Source organism: Amycolatopsis sp. cmx-11-12, assembly GCF_046269425.1.
GTDB lineage: Bacteria > Actinomycetota > Actinomycetes > Mycobacteriales > Pseudonocardiaceae > Amycolatopsis.
Genome location: NZ_JADNQM010000034.1, coordinates 35904 through 55127, shown reverse-complemented (window position 1 = coordinate 55127; position 19224 = coordinate 35904). Strand labels below are relative to the sequence as shown.

Sequence of the window (19224 nt, the reverse complement as noted above, 5' to 3'; positions counted from 1 at the left end):
GCCACTTTCAGGACACCAGATGTCCCGAAAGTGGCTTTCGCGACACCCCGCCTCCGGACCGACGCGCCACGGCTGCCGCGCCACAGCCCAAGCAGGCGACACCAAAGGTCCCTTGCTCCCTTTCCCGACAAACCGCAGGTCAGAGCCCAGGCGATAGCAAAGGTCCCCTGCTACCCCGCCACCCCGAGCCCCGCCAGCACCTCCCGCGCCCCCCTCGTCAACTCCGCCAACCCAGGCGGCCGCAGCGAACCGGTCCCGGCCAGAGCGTCGAAGATCGTCCCGTCCAGCCAAGCGACGAGCACCCGCGCGTGCCGCTCCGGCTCCGCCGAGCCGCGGTCGGCCAGCACCTCGGCACACCGCCGCCGGATCACCAGGCCTCCGCGGTCATACGCCTCGCGCAGTTCCGGCCGCCGCGTCGCCTCCAGCGCGAACTCGTACCGCGCGAGCATCCGCGTCCGCCCGTTCGTGATCGCCGCGTGGGCGAACCCCGCCACGTACTCGGCCAGCCGGCCGGGCGGCGGATCGAGGGTGACCTCGTCGAGTTCGACCATCCGCGAGATCGCCAGCTCCAGCAGCGCCGCCCTCGTCCGCGCGTAGTACGAGGTCGACCCCGGCGGCAGCCCGGCGAACCTGTCGACAGCGCGATGCGTCAGCCCGCGCATTCCTTCCGCCGCGATCACCTCGATGGCCGCGTCCCCGATCATCGCCTTTCGCACTCTACAAGTGTAGTAGTACTCTACGGATGTAGAGGAGGTCGACATGCACAAAGCGATCGTGGTCGGCGGAGGAATCGGCGGACTGAGCGCCGCCATCGGGCTGCACGGCATCGGCTGGGAGGTCACCGTCCTGGAGCGGGCCCCGGAACTCACCGCGGTCGGCGCCGGAATCTCCCTGTGGCCGAATGCCCTGCGCTCACTCGAAACACTGGACATCCACCTCGACAAGCTGCGAGAACAAGCGTCGGGCGGCCTCCACGACCGCGAAGGCCGCCGCATCACCCGGTGGGACGCCGACGCGTTCCGCCGTCACCACGGCCGCCCACTCGCCGCCATCCACCGCGCCGATCTCATCGCCGCACTCCACGATGCCCTTCCCGCCGGCTGCGTCCGCACCGGCATCGAGGTCACGAACCCCGAAGACCTGGACGCGGACGTCATCGTCGCCGCCGACGGAATCCACAGTGGACTCCGGAAACGGCTGTGGCCGCGGCATCCCGAACCGGTCTACAGCGGCAGCACCGCCTTCCGCGCGGTGACCGCGCTCCCGCATCCCACAGAGCTCAGCACGAGCTGGGACGACGGCGCCGAGATCGGCGTCATCCCGTTGCACGACGGCCGGGTCTATTGGTGGGCGAGCTACGTCGCCGAGCCGGGAATCCGGTACGAGGACCCGAAGGCGTACCTGCGGAGGCGCTTCGGCGGCTGGCACGAACCCATCCCCGAGCTCATCGCCGCGAGCACGCCCGAGGCGCTGCTCCACCACGACCTGTACCTGCTCGGCACTCCCCTGCCGTCGTACGTGCGAGGCCGCGTCGCGCTCCTCGGCGACGCGGCGCACGCGATGCCGCCGTTCCTGGGCCAAGGCGGCTGCCAGGCGATCGAAGACGCCGTCGTCCTCGCCGCCGCGCTCAGCACGACCGAGGACGTCGACGCGGCATTGAAGAGTTACGACGAGCAGCGCCGCCCACGCAGCCAAGCGGTCGTCAAATCTTCGGTCCAGGCCGGAAGAATGGGGCCACAGCTGAGGAATCCCCTCGCGGTCGCGATCCGCAACAGCGTGTTCCGCATGCTCCCCGGCGTGCTCACCGCCCGCATCGGCGCCGGCGTCAGCGGCTGGGCTCCGCCCGTTCCCCGCCGACCAGCCCCGCCTCGTATGCCGTGATCGCGGCCTGCACCCGGTTCCGCGCGCCGAGCCGGTTGAGGATGGTGCTCACGTAGGCCTTCACCGTGCCCTCGACCACGAACAGCTTCCCGGCGATGTCCGCATTGGACAATCCGGAACCCAGCAGCGCCAGCACTTCCTGTTCACGCGGGGTCAGTTTGCCGATCAGCGCCCTCGCCTCTTCGGCACGGGACACCTGGTTGCCGGAGAACCGCGCGATGACCCGCTGCGCGACCTTCGGCGAAAGGAACGCCGCCCCACCGGCGACGGCGTGGATCCCGGACAGGAGTTCCCGCGGATCCCCGGACTTCAGCAGGAAACCGCTCGCGCCGAGGCCCAGCGCGCGTTCGATGTAGGCGTCTTCGCCGAACGTCGTCAGCATGATCACGCCGATGTCGGGCAGCAGCCGCCGGATCTCCTCGGCCGCCTTGAGCCCGTCCATGACCGGCATCCGGATGTCGAGGAGAACGACATCCGGCCTGGTCACACGAGCCTGTTCGACGGCGGCGCGGCCGTCCGCGGCCTCCGCTACCACTTCGATCCCGGCGTCCGCGGCCAGGATCGCCGACACTCCGGCGCGGATCATCGCCTCGTCATCGGCCAGCACCACCCGGATCATCCGGGTTCCCCCTTTGCTCGTCTTCACTGATCATGTCCTTCGCCACGAGCTTCCCCTCGGCGAAGCACAGCCGGTAGGCCTCGTAGTTCAAGTTGAACACGGTGCGCTCGGTGCCGTAGTACTCGCACGTCGCCGCCGCGGGCACCGGCGGTTCCACTACCCGGGGCCGCGCGATCCGCTGGCCGTCCGGCAGCACGGCCGCGAGCTCCGCCCTCGTCTGACCCAGCCGGACGCGGTCATAGTCTCCCTTGGGCAGCACGGAGCCGTACCACTGGACGAGGAACACCACCCCGCTGATCCCGACCACCACGCCGAAGAGCCCGATCGGCACGACGATCGCCTGGATCAGGCTGCGCCGCACGTCCCGTCGAGCACGTTCCAGTTCCTTCGCCGACGTCGACTGTCCCACTTCGGCGTCCATCGCCGCCTGGCTTTCCGGCGATTCCTCCGATGGCGCGGCATCGTGCGGCAAGCTCGCACTGACCTCGAAGCCGCCGTCGTGCGGTCCCGCCCGTAAGGTCCCGCCGACCAGCCGGACCCGCTCACGCAGACCGATCAGCCCGCGCCGTCCCGAAGACCGGCCGGGCAAGGGCCCTGCGGGCGGCGGCACGTTGGTGACCACGACGTCGGTCCGCCCTTCCGAACGCACGACCCGGACGGTGACGGCGGCGCCGGGCGCGTGCTTCACGACGTTCGTCACCGACTCCTGCACCACGCGATAGGCCGCGCGGTCGACCATCTGTGGCTCACCTTCGGCCGGATCGTCCACAAAGGACTCGATGAGCACACCGGACGCTCTCGCCCTGTCCAGCAGTTCGTCGACGGTCTCGTGCACCGGCTCGGTCGGCGCGTCGTCCTCTCGCAGCACGCCGATGATCTCGCGCAGCCGCTCGGTCGCCGTCGCGGCGCTCTGCCGCAGGTCACCGGCGGCCTCCCGCTGCTTCTCGTCGAGACCGCCCGCGACCTCGAGCGCCGCCGCGCGGACCGCTATGAGACTCAGCTCGTGACCCAGCGAATCGTGCATGTCACTGGCGATCCGGGTGCGCTCGCGCAGCCGCGCGCGGTCGGCGATGAGCCGCTGACGGCTCTCCATCTCCTCCGCGCGACGCCAGCCGTCACGCGCCATGTCCTCGCGCTGCCGGATGTACTTGCCCAGCAGCCACGGCGTCACCGACGCGAAGACCAAGAGCCCGAGCAGGGCGCCCCAGGAGGCGAACCCGTCCTCGCCCACCATCAGCGCCACGGGGACCGCGACCAGAGAGACGACGGTGAAAACGCGCAACATCGGCTTCGCGATCGGCTGCCGGTAACCGGCGAGGTAGCTCACCGCGACCAGGAGGAACCCTTCCCAGATCGGCACCCGGCCGCCGAAACTGCCCAGAATGACGAAGCTGGCGACCATCGCGATGGTGAGCGAGACCACGGGGTACCGCCGCGACACCGCGATCGCGGCCGTGGTCGCGGTGAGCCCGGCGAGCAGTTCCCAGGGGCTCGTGCTGGATCCCGCGTCGATGACCACCCAGCCGCAGAGCCCGAGCCACAGCGCGAGGTCCATCGCCAGCCGCCGCCGGCGCCGCACAGGCTCTTCAAGATCCTTCACAGGACCGGACGCTACAAGCCGCGACGACCGCTTCGCCATGGACGAAAGTCAAGATGGTCCGATCACCCCGCCTCCGCGCGGGCCATGAGGCATGATGATCGACCATGGCCGAGCGCACACTCTCCGGTCAGCTAGGCGGTCCTGTCCCGGCAGGCATCGAAGCGCTGGCCGACAACGAGAAACAGGACCTCTCCGACGCGGTGCGCGACGCGCGCCACCGCCAGGCCAAGGCTTTGGCCGAAGCGGGCGAAGAGGGCTTGAAATACGTACCCGCGCTTCTGCGTGGCACTGTCCGCAAGGTGGTGGGCCTGTGACCACCGAAAACTTCGCCTCGCAGGCGGAAATCCTCAAACTCGCCCGTGTCCTCGGCACCACTCCCGAACGGCTCTCTTACCTGGAGAACGTGGACGCGGCCGAACTCCAGGCGTTCCGTGAGCAGGTCACGAACAAGCTGTTCGACGCCAACCGCGCCGCCCTCGAGCGGATGGCGATGGCGAGCAAGCTCATCCCGAGCCCGATCCTCGCGAAGATCGCCGAGAAGGTCTTCGGCCCGCTTCTGTGCGCCCGGATCGCCGGGCTGGTGGACGTCTCCCGGGGCGTCGACGTCGCGAAACGCCTGAGGCCGCAGTTCCTGTCCGACGTCGCGGCCGAACTGGACCCGCGCCGGGCGAGCGCGATCATCGCGCGGATCCCGCTCGACACCGTGGTCGCGGTCGCGGGCGAACTGGTGCGCCGCGAGGACTGGATCACCGTCGGCCGGTTCGTCGGTCACCTGCCCGATCCGACGGTGCGGAAGGCACTCGACGTCATCGGCGACGAAGCGCTGATCCGGATCGCGTTCGTCCTCGACGACAAGGGCCGGATCGATCACGTCCTCGGCCTGCTCTCCGAAAGCCGCTTCCGGGGCCTCCTGCAAGTCGCGGCCGCCGACGAGGACCTGTGGCCGCCGGTACTCGACCTGCTCACCCACCTGAGTGAGAAGCGGATCGAGCAGTGGTCCCACCTACTCGACGAACTCCCGCCCGCGCTGCGCGAGCGCGTCGAGGAAACCCTCGGCCAAGCCTCCTGATCCCAGCGGGAGAGCAAGGGACCTTTGCTATCACTTACTTAGGCATGCTAAGCGAGTGATAGCAAAGGTCCCTTGCTACTTTCCGCTGGTCAGACGCATGCCGCGCCGCCACACAGCGGCCGTCAGCGGCACTCCAGGCCTGTACGCGAGGTGAGTGACCGAAGGCGCCTCCAGCACCTGAAGGTCGGCTCGCGCCCCTGGCCGCACGACGCCCACATCGTCACGCCGAAGCGCCCGCGCACCCCCCGCGGTAGCCGACCACACGGCCTCCTCGATCGTCATCCGCATCTGGAGCACGGCGGTCGTGACGCAGAACGCCATCGAAGTCGTGTACGAGCTACCCGGGTTCGCGTTGCTGGCCAGCGCGACTGTCGCCCCCGCATCCAGGAGCCGCCGCGCGGGCGCCAGCGGCTGCCGGGTCGACAGGTCGCACGCGGGCAGCAAGGTCGCGACGGCCTCCGAAGCAGCGAGAGCCGCTACGTCCGCTTCGCTCAGGTACGTGCAGTGGTCGACACTCGCCGCGCCCAACTCGACGGCGAGCCGCACGCCCGGTCCCTCCCCCAGCTGATTCCCGTGCACCCGCAGCCCGAGCCCGCGTTCCCGCGCCGCCTTCAGCACCCGCCCGGACTGCGCCTCGTCGAACGCACCGGTCTCGCAGAACACGTCCGCCCACCGCACCAGCGGCGCCACGGCGTCGAGCATGTCACCGCACACCAGATCCACATAGGACTCCGCGTCCGCACCCGGCGGAACCAGATGCGCACCGAGGAACGTGACCTCGTCGGCCACGTCAGCGGCGATCCGCGCCGAGCGCACCTCGTCCTCGACATTGAGCCCGTACCCGGTCTTCGTCTCCAGGCAGGTCGTTCCCTGCTTCGCCGCTTCATCGACATGACGCCGCAGGTTCGCCGCCAACTGCTCGTCGGACGCCGACCGCGTCGCATCGACGGTGACCGCGATGCCCCCGGCGCTGTACGCCTTTCCGGCCATCCGCGCCTCGAACTCGGCCGTCCGGTCCCCGGCGAAAACGAGGTGCGTGTGGCTGTCGACCCAGCCGGGCAGCACCGCCCGGCCGTCGACGTCGACCCGCTCGTCCGCGTCCGGGGCGTCCGCCGCCGCGCCGGCCCAGGCGATCTTTTCACCCTCGATGACGACGGCCGCGTCGTGGAGTTTGCCCAGCTCGGCGTCGTTCGTGGTGAGTTCGCCGATACCCATGATCAGGACTGCCACAATGCCTCGATCTCCTTGGCCAAGACCGTTTCCGGCCGGTCGATCAGCTGGTGTGCGCCATCGCGCACGATTTCGCGCCCGGCGACGACGACATTCCGGACATCCGCGCCGGAGGCGGCGAAGACCACCCCGGACGGCTCGATCCCCGCGGTCCGCACCGAACCGAGACCGACCGTGACGAGGTCCGCGCCCGCTCCCACGGCCAGCTCGCCGACCTCGTCCCAGCCGATGGCGCCGTGATCCGTCGCCGCCGTGAGCAGTTCCTCCGCGCTGAACCGGCCGCGCCGCTCGCTGGCGAGCCGCTCGTTCAGTTCCAGCGCCCTGGTCTCCTCGAACGCGTCGACGACCGCGTTGCTGTCACTGCCGACACAGAGCCGCACCCCGGCGTCCAGCAACGTCCGCGCGGGACCGATGCCGTCGCCGAGATCCCGTTCTGTCGTCGGACAGAAACAGGCGCGGCTCCCCGCCTCGCCGAGCCATTTGATGTCACCCGGGGTCAGGTGCGTCGCGTGCACCGCGGTGAGCCGCTCGCTGAGCACTCCGTTGTCCCAGAGCAACCCCGTCGGAGTCCAGTGATAGGCCGCCATGCACTGCTCGTTCTCCGCCCGCTGCTCCGAAAGATGGATGTGCAGCGGCCGATCCACGGGGGTCCCATTGTCCACTTCGGACAGTTGATCTTCGGGAACGGCCCGCACCGAATGGATCGCGCCACCCACCCGGAACGTCTCCTTCTCCCGCAAGTCGCCGACTCGTTGCGCCCACTTCTCGGCCGAGCCGTCGGAGAACCGCCGCTGCACCTCGTCGGGTTCGACGCCGATGCCGCCCGCGAGATAGCAGGTGTCGAGCAGCGTGAGCCTGATCCCGGCGTCCTCGGCCGCCTGCCTCAGCGCCTCCCCCATCGCGTTCGGCTCGACATAAGGCTTTCCGCCCGGCGCATGGTGCAGATAGTGGAACTCGCCGACACTCGTGTAACCGGCCAGCACCATCTCGGCGTAGACACCGCGCGCCAGCCGGTAGTACGTGTCCGGATCGAGCCGGGACGCGAGCGAGTACATCCGCTCCCGCCAAGTCCAGAAGGTCCCGCGGTCGTGGTGCGTCCGCCCTCGCAGCGCCCGGTGGAACGCATGCGAATGCCCGTTGGCGAAGCCGGGCAAGGTCAGTCCATTAAGGACAGTTCCTTCGCGAGACGCGTTCGCCGTCACGGAAGCGATCTTCCCGGCGTCGACCTCGATCCGGACGGCATCGGTGATCCCGTCGGGAAGCCAGGCCCGCTCACACCAAAATGTCGTCATGTCGACAGTTTCTCCAGGACGTCCGCGAGCGCGCGGGCACCGTGGTCGACGTCCTCCGCCTCCGAGAACTCCTCCGGAGAATGGCTGATACCGGTGGGATTGCGCACGTAGAGCATCCCGGACGGGACGAACCCGGCGAGGATCGCGGCGTCGTGCCCGGCGCCGGTCGGCAGCTCCGGCGGCCCGCCAAGCCAGGTGCCGAGGTCGCGGCGCAGCGCGTCGTCGAAGATCACGTCGTCCGAGTACGACTCCCTGGTCACCTCGACCCGGCACCCTTCCTGACCTGCCGCTTCCTCGGCCAGTTTCGCGATCTCCGCGACCAGCTCGGGTGTGCTCGTGCCCGGCACCCGCGCGTCCAGCCAGAGGTCCACAGTGGACGCGATGACGTTGGTGCCGCCCGGCACCGGCACGAGCCTGCCGACCGTGGCCCTGGCGTCAGCCGTCGCCTTCGCCAGTTTCCGCACGGCGATCACGGTCTCGGCAGCCGGGATCATCGGGTCACGGCGGTCACCGATCAGCGTCGCACCGGCGTGGTTTCCCTGGCCCTGAAAGGAGAATCGCCAACGTCCGTGTGCGATCACCGTATTGCCGACGGCGACCGGCGAGCCGAGGTCGATCAGCCCGCGCCCCTGTTCGACGTGCAGTTCGAGGAACCGCCCGATCAGGCCGAGCCGTTCGGAATCGCGGCCGACGCGTTCGGGGTCGAGGCCGGATTTCGCCGCCGCTTCGGCGAACGTCACGCCGTCGGGGTCGCGCAGGCCGCGTGCCTTGTCCGCGTCGATGGTCCCGGTCAGCAACCGCGACCCGAGACACGGCACCCCGAAACGGCCACCCTCCTCCTCGGCGAAGACCACGACGGCGAACGGCTTGGCGGGACGGAATCCCTTGGCCTGCAAGCTCTCCACCGCGTCGAGCGCGCTCGCGACACCGAGCGGGCCGTCGAAAGCGCCGCCGCCGGGAACCGAGTCGAGATGGCTCCCGGTGACGACGGCGTCCGGACCGGGGGTGCCCCACCAGGCCCAGATGTTGCCGTTGCGGTCGGTCTCGATGCCCAGGCCCAGTCGGCCCGCGCGTTCGACGAACCACGCGCGCAGTTCGGTTTCGGCCGCGTCGAAGGCGTGGCGCGAATAGCCGCCACGTTTCGGGTCGCGGCCGACGTCCGAAATCTCCTCCAGCAGCGAGGACGCGGTCACTCGGCGTCCCGCATCGGCACGCGCACGCCGCGCTCGTCGGCGACGGCGGCCGCGCTGTCGTATCCGGCGTCGACGTGCCGGATGACGCCCATACCAGGGTCGTTGGTGAGCACGCGCTCGAGTTTCTGAGCGGCCAGCAGGGTTCCGTCGGCCACGCTGACCTGGCCCGCGTGGATCGAGCGGCCCATGCCGACGCCGCCGCCGTGGTGGATCGACACCCAGGTGGCACCCGACGAGGTGTTGACCAGCGCGTTGAGCAACGGCCAGTCGGCGATCGCGTCGGAACCGTCGGCCATGCCCTCGGTCTCGCGGTACGGCGAGGCGACACTGCCCGAGTCGAGGTGGTCGCGGCCGATGACGACCGGCGCCTTCAGTTCGCCGCTGGCGACCATCTCGTTGAACCGCAGGCCCGCGAGGTGCCGTTCGCCGTAGCCGAGCCAGCAGATCCGTGACGGAAGTCCTTGGAAGGCCACGCGTTCACCGGCCAGCTTGATCCAGCGTGCGAGGGATTCGTTCTCCGGGAACAGTTCCAGCATCGCGCGGTCGGTCGCCGCGATGTCCTCGGGGTCACCGGACAGCGCCGCCCAGCGGAACGGTCCGTTACCCTCGCAGAACAGCGGGCGGATGTAGGCGGGCACGAAACCGGGGAAGTCGAACGCGCGCTCGCAGCCGCCGAGTTTCGCCTCGCCGCGCAGGGAGTTGCCATAGTCGAACACCTCGGCGCCCTTGTCGAGGAAGCCGAGCATCGCCTCGACGTGTTCGGACATCGACTCGCGGGCACGTTCGGTGAACTCGTCGGGCTTCTTGTCCGCGTAGTCCTGCCACTCGTCGACGCCGATCCCCTTGGGCAGGTAGGAAAGCGGGTCGTGCGCGGAGGTCTGGTCGGTGACGATGTCGACCTCGACGCCGCGGCGCAGCAGTTCGGGCAGCACCTCGGCGGCGTTACCGACGACACCGACGGACAGCGCGCGCTTCTCCTTCTTCGCGGCTTCCACACGGCGGATCGCGTCGTCGAGGTCGTCGGCGACCTCGTCGAGGTAGCGGGTCTCGACGCGGCGGTGGGCGCGCTGCGGATCGCATTCGATGACGAGCGCGACGCCGTCGTTCATCGTGACGGCCAGCGGCTGCGCGCCACCCATGCCGCCGAGACCGGCGGTGACGGTGAGCGTGCCCTTGAGAGTGCCGCCGAACCGCTTCTTCGCGACAGCGGCGAAGGTTTCGTACGTGCCCTGCAAGATGCCCTGCGTGCCGATGTAGATCCAGGACCCCGCGGTCATCTGGCCGTACATCGTCAGGCCTTGTGCTTCCAGGCGGCGGAATTCCGGCCAGGTCGCCCAGTCGCCGACGAGGTTGGAGTTCGCGATGAGCACGCGCGGTGCCCACTCGTGCGTGCGGAACACACCGACCGGCTTGCCGGACTGGACGAGCAGCGTCTCGTCGTTGTCCAAAGTGGTCAGTTCGCGGGTGATCGCGTCGAAGCTGGCCCAGTTGCGGGCGGCCTTGCCGGTGCCGCCGTAGACGACCAGGTCTTCGGGGCGCTCGGCGACCTCGGGGTCGAGGTTGTTGTGGAACATCCGCAGCGCGGCTTCGGTCTGCCAGTTCTTCGCGGTGAGCGTGGTGCCTCGGGCGGCACGGACCGTGCGGGACATGGGCTCAGACCTCCAGTTGGGCCGCGGCGAGGACGGCGCCCGACGCGACGAGTTCTTCGGCGGCGGCGATCTCCGGCGCCAGGTGACGGTCGGGGCCGGGGCCCTCGACCTTGGTACGGAGCAGATCCCGGACCCGGCCGGTGACCGGGGACGGGACGAGGGGCGCGCGCATGTCGAGGGCCCGCGCGGCGGTGAGCAGTTCGATGGCGAGGACGGTGTTGAGGCCCTCGACGGCCTTACGCAGCTTGCGCGCGGCGGACCAGCCCATGGAGACGTGGTCCTCCTGCATGGCGCTGCTCGGGATCGAATCGACCGACGCCGGCACCGCGAGACGCTTGAGTTCGCTGACGATGGCCGCCTGCGTGTACTGGGCGATCATGTGGCCGGAATCGACGCCGGGGTCGAACGCGAGGAACGGCGGCAGGCCGTGCGAGCGGGCCTTGTCGAGCATCCGGTCGGTGCGGCGCTCGGCGATGCTGGCGACGTCCGCGAGCGGGATGGCGAGGAAGTCGAGCACGTACGCGATCGGGGCGCCGTGGAAGTTGCCGTTCGACTCGACCCGGCCGTCGGCCAGCACGACCGGGTTGTCGACCGCGGAGTGGAGCTCACGCTCTGCGATGAGTTCGGCGTGCGTGAGGCTGTCGCGTGCGCCGCCGTGCACCTGGGGCGAACAGCGGAGCGAGTACGCGTCCTGGACACGATTGCAGTCCGGGCCGCGGTGGCTCTCGACGATCTTCGAGTCCTGAAGCGCCTTCCACATGCGCTCGGCGCTCAGTGCCTGCCCGGGGTGCGGGCGCAGCGCCTGGAGATCGGCCGCGAAGGCGCGATCGGTGCCGAGGAGCGCTTCGACGCTCATCGCCGCAGTGATGTCGGCGGTGTCGAAAAGCTTGCGCAGGTCCGCCGCGGCCAGCAGGAGCATGCCGAGCATGCCGTCGGTGCCGTTCGTGAGGGCGAGGCCCTCCTTCTCCGCGAGAACGACCGGCTCGATCCCGGCGTGCTTCAGCGCTACGGCGGCCTGGACGACTTCGCCGTTGTACTCGACTTCGCCCTCCCCCATCAGCGCGAGCGCTACGGCGGCGAGAGGCGCGAGGTCTCCGGAGCAACCCAGGGAGCCGTACTCGTGGACGAGCGGGGTGATCCCGGCGTTGAGCAGGGCCGCAAGCGCTTGCGCGGTGCTCGGGCGGACACCGGTGTAGCCGCTGGTGAGGGTGCGGAGACGCAGCAACATCAGCGCGCGCACGACCTCGGTCTCGACGACCGGGCCCGCGCCGGCCGCGTGCGAGCGGATCAACGACCGCTGAAGCGCCGTACGGCTCTCGAGCGGGATGTGCCTGGTGGCGAGAGCCCCGAAGCCCGTCGAAACGCCGTAGGTCGGCTTCTCGGCATGGGCGAGGTTGTCGATGTGCTGACGCGTCGCGGCGAGATTCTTCTCGGCCGCTTCGCTGACCGCGACGGGCGAGTGGTCACGGGCGACCGCGACGACCTGTTCGGGCCGAAGCGGTTCGGACCCCAGAAGTACGGTTTCCGGCATGACCCCATTGGACAACGCCATGCCCGCTGGTGGGCGGCCCCAACCGGTGGTTGTGTCTGGTATCCAAGACACTGCCCGGGAGAGCAAGGGACCTTTGCTATCGCGGGCGACGACGGGAGGGGGTGTGTGGAAATAGGGACGTTGAGTGTCCCTATTTCCACACACCCTGTACGCCGCGTAGTGATGCTGACTGACTGTGTGGATTTTGCAGTCGCCACAGCCGTCCCGGTCGAGGAACGAACGAGGGGAGCAAGGGACCTTTGCTATCACTTCTCTCAACGTTGAGAGAAGTGATAGCAAAGGTCCCCTGCTACCGCCGCTGAGCGAGACCGGAGGTCACGATGGGTGAGAGCAGCGAGGTCCCAGCCCTGCGACGCGGTCTGGGCATCCTTCGCGCCCTCGCCGCCCGGCCAGGGCCGGTGTCCGCCGCCGCGATCGCGCGCGAACTCGACCTCCCGCGCTCGACGACGTATCACCTGCTCGCCGAACTGGAGGCCGCCGGTTTTGTGGCACACCTGCCCACCGAACGCCGGTACGGCCTCGGCATCGCCGCGTTCGAGCTCGGCTCGGCCTACTTGAGACACGACCCGCTGGAAAGGCTCGCGGCCCCGCTACTGCGCAAACTCGCCGACCGGGTCGGCCACACCGCGCATCTCGGCGTGCTGCACGGCAACGAGTCGCTCTATCTGGTCAAAGAGCGGCCCACGCGGCCGGAAACACTGGTCACCGAGGTCGGCGTCCGGCTACCCGGCCAGCTCACAGCCTCAGGCAGGGCGATTTTGCGGCACTTGCAGTCACCACACGTGCGTGCGCTCTTCCCCGCGGCGTCGGCGTTCGTCCTGCGCACCGGCCGCGGCCCGCGCACCCTCGCCGAACTGCGCCGCACGCTGAACGCGGAGGGCAGGCTCGGCTGGGCGGTCGAAGACGGCCACGTCACCGAAGGATTCGCCTCGGTGGCCTGCCCGGTCTTCGACCACGGCGGGCGGCCGATGGCCGCGATCAGCGTGACCCTCCGCCACCTCTGCCCAGGGGCAGAAGGCTGTGAGGAAACTTGGCCTGACCTCGCCGAAGAGGTCCGTCTGACCGCGGCCGAACTGACCACCCGGATCGGGGGTCAGGTGCGCTGAGCGTGCTTCTTCTGGACTCCCTCGAGCCCGAGCATCGCCAGCAGTTCCGCACAGTCGAGAGCACTCGAAGCGTGCCCGGCGACGGTTCGCGCGGCTCTGCCGTTCTGCAGGGTGAGGCGGACTTCTTCTTCCGCGCGCACCCCAGCCATCCGGCTCTGGTCTTCAGCGGGGTCGGGACGACTGGAATGCCTAGCCCAGGTCATCTGCCACCTTCTTCCGGCCCTCCGGCGACACGGGGTCGGTTCGAAAGAGGGCCATGGTCGGATACCTAGCATGACATCCCACCCGTCGACAGTTCCCGGCGCGGGTGAATTGAGATGAAAATGATCTAGATTCAGCTACGCTCCGTGATTCAACAGGAACTCGATCGGGCATTAAACGGCACACCCATGTCGGATACCAAATGCCCCGCGCCGGTTCTGTCAGCGATGATTTCGTACTGCGGCCGATGGTCATCGGCGACCACGAGAGTCCGGAATTCCGCTGACGCCAACGCATCCCGATCAGCGCGCGAGCGCCACGCTTCCGCGGCTCCGCGTCGCACACACCGATGACCTTGTCGCCCGGGATCACCCTGGTCACGGGCGGCTCGACCACGGTGAGTGTCCGACCCATCTCAAACCGTCGCGGCCGTGAACATCGCGACGATCGCGCCATAGGACAGCCCGACGAGATGCGCGGGCTCGTCGAGCAACTGTTCCGCGATCAGCCCGGCGTCGACCTCGAAGTCCCGCACGCCGTCCTGCGACTTCCCGTGCCCGAGGCGGTCCGGCGCGAGCAGCGTCCACCGCTCAGTCAAGGGGCGCCGAGCAGCACGTCATGGACGAGCACGATTCGCTGTCCGGATCCCCACTGATGCGCGTGAAGCCTCATGCTCCGAGGCCATCCCGGGCAATTCCTGTCCATGCCCGGAAAGGCGGCCCAACCGTCGAGGACACGACCATCGCGGGCCTGACAGCCTCTCCTGACTACGTGCGGCAGATGCTCACGGAACAGTCCGTCGCGCTTAGGACTGCGCCTCCTTGATGCCCGCAGCCAGCGCGGAAACGAGGTCCTGCCCCCGGATGAGACGAACGTCGTTGGCCAGCCGGGCCATTACGTCGTCGTCACCGACGATGTCGAGCAGGACCGCTACACCCTCTGGATCGAGCAGACCAGGCATATGCGAACCCAGGAGCCAGGCTCCCGCGAGCGCGGGGTCATAGCCGTACCGTTCGAGGGCTTCGAATTCCTTGTCATAGAGCCGATCCCAGTACGGCCCCGAGGAGTACCAGGCGATCATCGCCCCGAGGTCGATGGCGTCGCGCGTAGTCATGGCCCGCCGATCCCACCAGGTCAGGAGCTTGAGCAGAGCCAACGCCGGCACCGCGGGGACCTTGATGACGAGCCCACCGGGCAGGCGCACCCGTTCGGCCGTTGCCACGGCTTCACTCAGCCCGCGGACGTTCATGCGGTGGTCGTCGGGCCAGAGGATGGTCCGGTCTTCCTCCTCGATGCCGCCGTAAGGCACCACATCGACCTCGACGCCCTCCACGAGAAACGAATGCACGCTCCGGCCGTTCCGTTCCAGGCGGCTCACGAATTGTTCGAAGTCGTCCCAGGTACCCATCGCGGCGGCGATGTCGATGTCTCGGGTGGCCCGTTCGGGCGGGCCGCCGACCAGTCCGATCGACAGGATCGTGCGCGCCGTCGCCCCGACCACGAGGTAGTCGACCGCCGCGGCGCGGGCGACGACATCCACCCGGGCCAGCACTCTCGCGGCGAGAAGGAGATCAGGTTCGGTCGATGCGCTTAAGTCGATCATCACCGCTCCGAAGCCGGTCTCCGTGCTCACGCTGGCGCGGATCCCCGGAGGCCAGCAGGTCAGCGTAGATCAGAGGTGACGGCACGATCCAGGGCTCGCGCTCCGGAAAGGGCTCCTTCCAGAACCGGGTCCTGATGTGCACGTTCCCGTCGTTTTCCGCCCGAGCCAGGCGATGTCGGCCGATGAGCTGTACCGGCAGCTGGGTGGCGTAGAGCGTGAGCGAGACCGGCCGCAGATGCGGGTCGATGAGGCTCGCCCCGGCTTCCCCGCCCACCTGGACTCCCAGGGAACGCAGTTCGGCTTCCGCGGTGCGCCACCACGAAAGGTCGGCCGCGGCGAACTCTCCGAGGACCAGCGCGGCATCCAGGCTGATCGAGTATGCCTCCGACCAACGGTCGAGCAGCTCGGCTCCGCGGGCGAGCCGCCGCTCGTTCCCGCGCTCGTACAGGTAACCGGCTCCGGCGAGCTCACCGACGACCGTCTTGACCGTGCCGAGCGACACGCCGCTCATCGCGGCCAACGAGCGGTACGGGAAGGCGGCCGTCTCCGGCCAGCTGAGCAGGATGAACAGGACCTGAAGACCGGCCCTTCCGAAGGCCCCCGCGCCTCGCGACGAGGTTCGTCCGGCAGACACGGTGGGCTTGCGGCGGCCCCGGACGTCGATCAGGACGTCATCCCAAGCGAGATGCGCGTTGCCAGCGGTGTCCACGTAATCGATCCCCCGGGCGCGCAGCCGCTCGGCGATCGGTTCACTGAGGTGCGTGGTGAACAGCAGCGGCGGCGGAGTCCGCGGGAAATGGACCGCCGTGGCCAGCTCCGCGGTCATCCGTCGCTTGATCTCGACACCGAACGTCCGGGCAGCACCGGACTCCGTAGTGAGCTTCACGAGGACATCCAGCTGACCAAGATCTCGCAGGTCGGTGCCCAGCACTTCGACCCGCAAGCCCAGCTCCTGGAGCCGGGCGCGCACTTCCGCGGTCCATCCGGCCGCGTTCAGCGACTCGTCATGTTCATTCAGACTGAACATGACCATATTTTGAACACATCTTCGCCTTCACCGCAACCCGGCCACCTAACCGAGGCACCCACCCACCCCGAAACGACAAATGGCGAGCGCTCGATCCGAGCGCTCGCCATCCGACCAGTGGAGGTGCCGGGAATTGAACCCGGGTCCTCTGGCGTATCACCAGGACTTCTCCGTGCGCAGTCCGCTATGTCTCTACTTGGCCCCTTCAGTCACGCGAACAAGCTGAAGTGACGAGCCCAGCCACTGTTTGATTCCCAACCACACCCCGTAGCCGAGTGTGGCGGTAAGCCTCCTAGCTGATGCCGGTGACCGGGTCGGAGGCGACCCCGGACCGACAGAGTTGCTCTACTGCTTAGGCAGCAAGGGCGAACTCGCGCTGGCTCTTAGGCTCGGCGCTTATTGGTTTGCGATGACGCTTACGGTGGTCTCTCGCCTGCACCGGCACGCTTCTCCTGATTCAACGTCCAAAGTCGAAACCGTTCACCCCCTTGGTGGGACACAACCTGTACAGCATAACGCGGACGGCAACCGGGTTAATCCCGGCGGTGGGGCTAGCCCCACCTGCGAGATGCCCGCGGGCACCATGTCACCGGCCCGCTCCGGCAGGCGATGCTTGTCTCCTCGAACCAGAGAGGGGCACGACCATGAGTTCGCTAGCGGCCGAGCGGGAGCTGAGCAGGTCCGATCCGTCGTTCGGCGGCTCGCTGGTCTACCTGCTGATGAACCTGCCGATGGGCATCCTGGCGTTCACACTCCTGATGTCGTTCATCTGGCTGGGCATCGGCACGGCGGTCGTCTGGATCGGGCTGCCGATCCTCGCGCTGGTGATCCTGTCGATCCGCGGGGCGGCCCGGATGGAGCGCGCCAGGGTGTACGCGCTGCTCGACCGCTACATCGACCTGCCGTACCTCCCGCTGCCCGCCGGTGGCCAGTCCGTGCGCTGGAAGGCGCGGCTGAAGGACCGTTCGACCTGGCGCGACCTCGGGTACTTCGTCCTCTTGTTCCCGGTCGGGATCGTCGAGTTCGTGCTGGTCACGGTGTTCTGGTCGACCAGTCTCGGCCTCGCTGGCCTGCCGATCTACTACCGCTTCCTGCCGGGCGGCGAGTACCGCTTCCCGAACTACGACGTTCCGTGGTTCACCGTCGACTCGACGGTCTCGGCGCTGCCGTGGGCCGCGCTCGGGGTGCTGTGCATCGCCCTCTCGGTAGCGTTGACGAAAGCGCTGGCGGGCACACATGCCCGGCTGGCGACGGCGTTGCTCGGGCCCACCCACGCCCAGCGCCGCCGTCTCGAGGACTCTTGGGGCGAGAGCACGGTGAACGGATGACGATCGACCAGCAGGTGCAGCAAGTAGGGATCCCGCGGCCGCGGCCGATGAGGTCGATCGTCTACATGTTCGTCAGCTTTGTGTTCCGGCTGCTCCAGTTCATTCTCATCATCGTCGGCCTGTCGGTCGGCATCGGGACGGCGGTGGTGTGGATCGGCTTCCCGATCCTCATGGCCACGACCAACTTCATCCGCTGGTCCGCCGACCGGGAGCGGGGCTGGGCGCGGAAGATGCTCGAAACCCCGCTGGAGCCGGTCGAGCGCCTCCCCGTCGAAGGACTTCCGCTGGTCAAGCGCTGGCTGACCCGGCTGACCGACCCGACGACGTGGCGCGACCTCGCCTACCTGATGGTGGCGTTCCCGCTGGCCTGCGTGGAGTTCCCGATCGCGATCGCGTCGATCGTGCTGCTGCCCATGGCGATCTGGGTGACCCCGTGGCTCGGGTGGCTGCACGGCAACCTGGCGTACTCGCTGCTCGGCCCGAACCGCACCCAGAAACTGGAGCAGAAGGCGGAGCACCTGCAAGCGTCACGGGCCCGCGGTGTCGACGCGGCCGAGGCCGAACGCCGCCGCATCGAGCGTGACCTGCACGACGGCGCACAGCAGCGCCTGGTCGCCGTCGCGATGAGCCTCGGCCGCGCGAAGTCGAAGTTCGACCAGGACCCGAACGCGGTGCGCGAACTGATCGACGAAGCGCACCTGGACGCCAAGCTCGCGGTGTCCGAACTGCGTGACCTCGCCCGGGGCATCTACCCGGCCGTGCTCGGCGACCGCGGCCTCGACGCCGCGCTGTCCGCACAGGCCGCGAAGTCCCCGATCCACGTCGATGTCCAGGTGGACGTCGAGCCGCGGCCGCCGGCGGCGGTCGAGACGACGGCGTACTTCACCGTCGGCGAGACGCTGACCAACATCGCGAAGCACTCCGGAGCGACCGAAGCGAGCGTGAAGGTGTGGCGCACGGACTCGATGGTGATCGTCGAGATCACCGACAACGGACATGGCGGCGCTGAGGTCCGGCCTGGCGGTGGTCTCGCCGGGCTCGCCGATCGGGCGGCCACGATCGACGGCGTGATCACCGTCGTCAGCCCGCCCGGTGGCCCGACGGTGATTCGCGCGGACCTGCCGTGTCAATGGTGACCAGCTCGTGAGTGAATAGGCTCTGCCATTCACTCACGAAGCTGGGGGCAGCATGCGGGTTGTCATCGCCGAAGACGCGGTTCTGTTGCGCGAGGGGGTGATCCGCCTGCTCGCCGACGAGGACATCGAGACCGTCGCGGCCGTGGACAACGGCGACGACCTGCTGGGCGCGGTCAAGGAGCACCGACCGGATCTCGCGATCGTCGACGTGCGGATGCCGCCCACCTTCACCGACGAAGGCCTGCGTGCGGCGCTGGGCGCCCGTGAGGCCGTCCCAGGGCTGCCTGTCCTGGTGCTTTCCCAGTACGTCGAAGAGAGCTACGCCGTCGAGCTGCTGTCCGGCGGCGCGGGCGGAGTCGGCTACCTGCTCAAGGAACGCGTCGCGGACGTCGGGGACTTCCTCGACGCGGTCAAGCGGGTCGCCGGCGGCGGTACGGCCATCGACCCGGACGTCATCGCGCAGCTGATGGCACGAGGCCGCAAGAACCCCCTCGACGCCCTCACGGCCCGCGAGTCCGAGGTGCTGGGGCTGATGGCGCAGGGCCTGTCGAACACCGCGGTCGCGAACTCGCTCGTCGTCTCGCACGGCGCCGTCGAGAAACACATCGGCAACATCTTCTCGAAGCTCGGCCTCGAAGCGAGTTCGGTGGAGCACCGCCGGGTCCGCGCGGTTCTCACTTACTTAGGACGCTGAAGTAGCTCTTGGTGGCGAAGCCGTCACTCACCTAACATGGGCAG

General features: G+C 68.7%; 19 protein-coding genes and 1 other RNA gene. 7 read left to right on the top strand and 13 right to left on the bottom strand.

Annotation, left to right across the window (positions count from 1 at the left end; all coding sequences use genetic code 11):
• Positions 1–170: 170 nt before the first annotated feature.
• Positions 171–716, bottom strand: coding sequence for a TetR/AcrR family transcriptional regulator (locus ACLARN_RS34305; RefSeq protein WP_409495621.1), 546 nt, complete (start codon positions 714–716; stop codon positions 171–173).
• A gap of 43 nt (positions 717–759) precedes the next feature.
• Here ACLARN_RS34305 and ACLARN_RS34300 point away from each other — a divergent pair, with 43 nt between their 5' ends.
• Complete coding sequence (locus ACLARN_RS34300) at positions 760–1881, top strand: FAD-dependent monooxygenase (RefSeq protein WP_409495620.1); 1122 nt, start codon at positions 760–762, stop codon at positions 1879–1881.
• On the opposite strand, the gene ACLARN_RS34295 is transcribed toward ACLARN_RS34300, so the two are convergent.
• Positions 1826–2500 (bottom strand): response regulator, encoded by a 675-nt coding sequence (locus tag ACLARN_RS34295; RefSeq protein WP_409495668.1) that lies wholly within the window; start codon positions 2498–2500, stop codon positions 1826–1828. The two genes, ACLARN_RS34300 and ACLARN_RS34295, sit on opposite strands and share 56 nt — an antisense overlap.
• Positions 2475–4079: a sensor histidine kinase gene (locus tag ACLARN_RS34290; RefSeq protein WP_409495667.1), complete on the bottom strand. Its 1605-nt coding sequence runs from the start codon at positions 4077–4079 to the stop codon at positions 2475–2477. Before ACLARN_RS34290 ends, ACLARN_RS34295 begins: the two co-directional genes overlap by 26 nt.
• Positions 4080–4204: 125 nt before the next feature.
• Here ACLARN_RS34290 and ACLARN_RS34285 point away from each other — a divergent pair, with 125 nt between their 5' ends.
• Complete coding sequence (locus tag ACLARN_RS34285) at positions 4205–4414, top strand: hypothetical protein (protein ID WP_409495619.1); 210 nt, start codon at positions 4205–4207, stop codon at positions 4412–4414.
• Positions 4411–5169, top strand: a complete 759-nt coding sequence (locus ACLARN_RS34280) for a hypothetical protein (protein WP_409495618.1) — start codon at positions 4411–4413, stop codon at positions 5167–5169. Before ACLARN_RS34285 ends, ACLARN_RS34280 begins: the two co-directional genes overlap by 4 nt.
• 75 nt (positions 5170–5244) lie before the next feature.
• On the opposite strand, the gene hutI is transcribed toward ACLARN_RS34280, so the two are convergent.
• Genes hutI through hutH form a run of 5 tightly spaced genes read right to left on the bottom strand, consistent with a single transcriptional unit; the run spans position 5245 to position 12064 of the window.
• A complete protein-coding gene (gene hutI, locus ACLARN_RS34275; protein WP_409495617.1) occupies positions 5245–6399 on the bottom strand; it encodes an imidazolonepropionase in 1155 nt (384 codons plus the stop codon).
• A complete protein-coding gene (locus ACLARN_RS34270; RefSeq protein ID WP_409495616.1) occupies positions 6387–7691 on the bottom strand; it encodes a formimidoylglutamate deiminase in 1305 nt (434 codons plus the stop codon). Before ACLARN_RS34270 ends, hutI begins: the two co-directional genes overlap by 13 nt.
• Positions 7688–8884: an allantoate amidohydrolase gene (locus ACLARN_RS34265; protein WP_409495615.1), complete on the bottom strand. Its 1197-nt coding sequence runs from the start codon at positions 8882–8884 to the stop codon at positions 7688–7690. Before ACLARN_RS34265 ends, ACLARN_RS34270 begins: the two co-directional genes overlap by 4 nt.
• Entirely contained in the window at positions 8881–10533 is a 1653-nt protein-coding gene (gene hutU / locus ACLARN_RS34260) for a urocanate hydratase (protein WP_409495614.1), read from the bottom strand. Before hutU ends, ACLARN_RS34265 begins: the two co-directional genes overlap by 4 nt.
• Before the next feature lie 4 nt (positions 10534–10537).
• Entirely contained in the window at positions 10538–12064 is a 1527-nt protein-coding gene (gene hutH / locus ACLARN_RS34255) for a histidine ammonia-lyase (RefSeq protein WP_409495613.1), read from the bottom strand.
• Between the two features lie 341 nt (positions 12065–12405).
• On the opposite strand from hutH, the gene ACLARN_RS34250 reads away from it, so the two are divergent.
• On the top strand, positions 12406–13191 hold the full coding sequence (locus tag ACLARN_RS34250; protein WP_409495612.1) for an IclR family transcriptional regulator: 786 nt from the start codon (positions 12406–12408) through the stop codon (positions 13189–13191).
• Here ACLARN_RS34250 and ACLARN_RS34245 read toward each other — a convergent pair.
• From ACLARN_RS34245 to ssrA, 5 genes are all read right to left on the bottom strand, one after another.
• Positions 13179–13394, bottom strand: coding sequence for a hypothetical protein (locus tag ACLARN_RS34245; RefSeq protein ID WP_409495611.1), 216 nt, complete (start codon positions 13392–13394; stop codon positions 13179–13181). The two genes, ACLARN_RS34250 and ACLARN_RS34245, sit on opposite strands and share 13 nt — an antisense overlap.
• 413 nt (positions 13395–13807) lie before the next feature.
• A complete protein-coding gene (locus tag ACLARN_RS34240; protein WP_409495610.1) occupies positions 13808–13990 on the bottom strand; it encodes an alpha/beta fold hydrolase in 183 nt (60 codons plus the stop codon).
• A gap of 207 nt (positions 13991–14197) precedes the next feature.
• The gene (locus tag ACLARN_RS34235) at positions 14198–14995 is read right to left on the bottom strand and encodes a nucleotidyl transferase AbiEii/AbiGii toxin family protein (protein WP_409495609.1); all 798 of its coding nucleotides are present in this window, start codon (positions 14993–14995) and stop codon (positions 14198–14200) included.
• A complete protein-coding gene (locus ACLARN_RS34230; RefSeq protein WP_409495608.1) occupies positions 14964–16022 on the bottom strand; it encodes a type IV toxin-antitoxin system AbiEi family antitoxin in 1059 nt (352 codons plus the stop codon). Before ACLARN_RS34230 ends, ACLARN_RS34235 begins: the two co-directional genes overlap by 32 nt.
• A gap of 115 nt (positions 16023–16137) precedes the next feature.
• Positions 16138–16510, bottom strand: a transfer-messenger RNA (tmRNA) gene (gene ssrA, locus ACLARN_RS34225).
• A 156-nt stretch (positions 16511–16666) separates the two neighbouring features.
• On the opposite strand from ssrA, the gene ACLARN_RS34220 reads away from it, so the two are divergent.
• The 3 genes from ACLARN_RS34220 to ACLARN_RS34210 are packed head-to-tail and all read left to right on the top strand — an operon-like array spanning position 16667 to position 19180.
• Complete coding sequence (locus ACLARN_RS34220; RefSeq protein WP_409495607.1) at positions 16667–17350, top strand: sensor domain-containing protein; 684 nt, start codon at positions 16667–16669, stop codon at positions 17348–17350.
• Complete coding sequence (locus ACLARN_RS34215) at positions 17347–18486, top strand: sensor histidine kinase (protein ID WP_409495606.1); 1140 nt, start codon at positions 17347–17349, stop codon at positions 18484–18486. The genes ACLARN_RS34220 and ACLARN_RS34215 overlap by 4 nt, the downstream gene beginning before the upstream one ends.
• A gap of 52 nt (positions 18487–18538) precedes the next feature.
• A complete protein-coding gene (locus ACLARN_RS34210) occupies positions 18539–19180 on the top strand; it encodes a response regulator (RefSeq protein ID WP_409495605.1) in 642 nt (213 codons plus the stop codon).
• Positions 19181–19224: the final 44 nt, after the last annotated feature.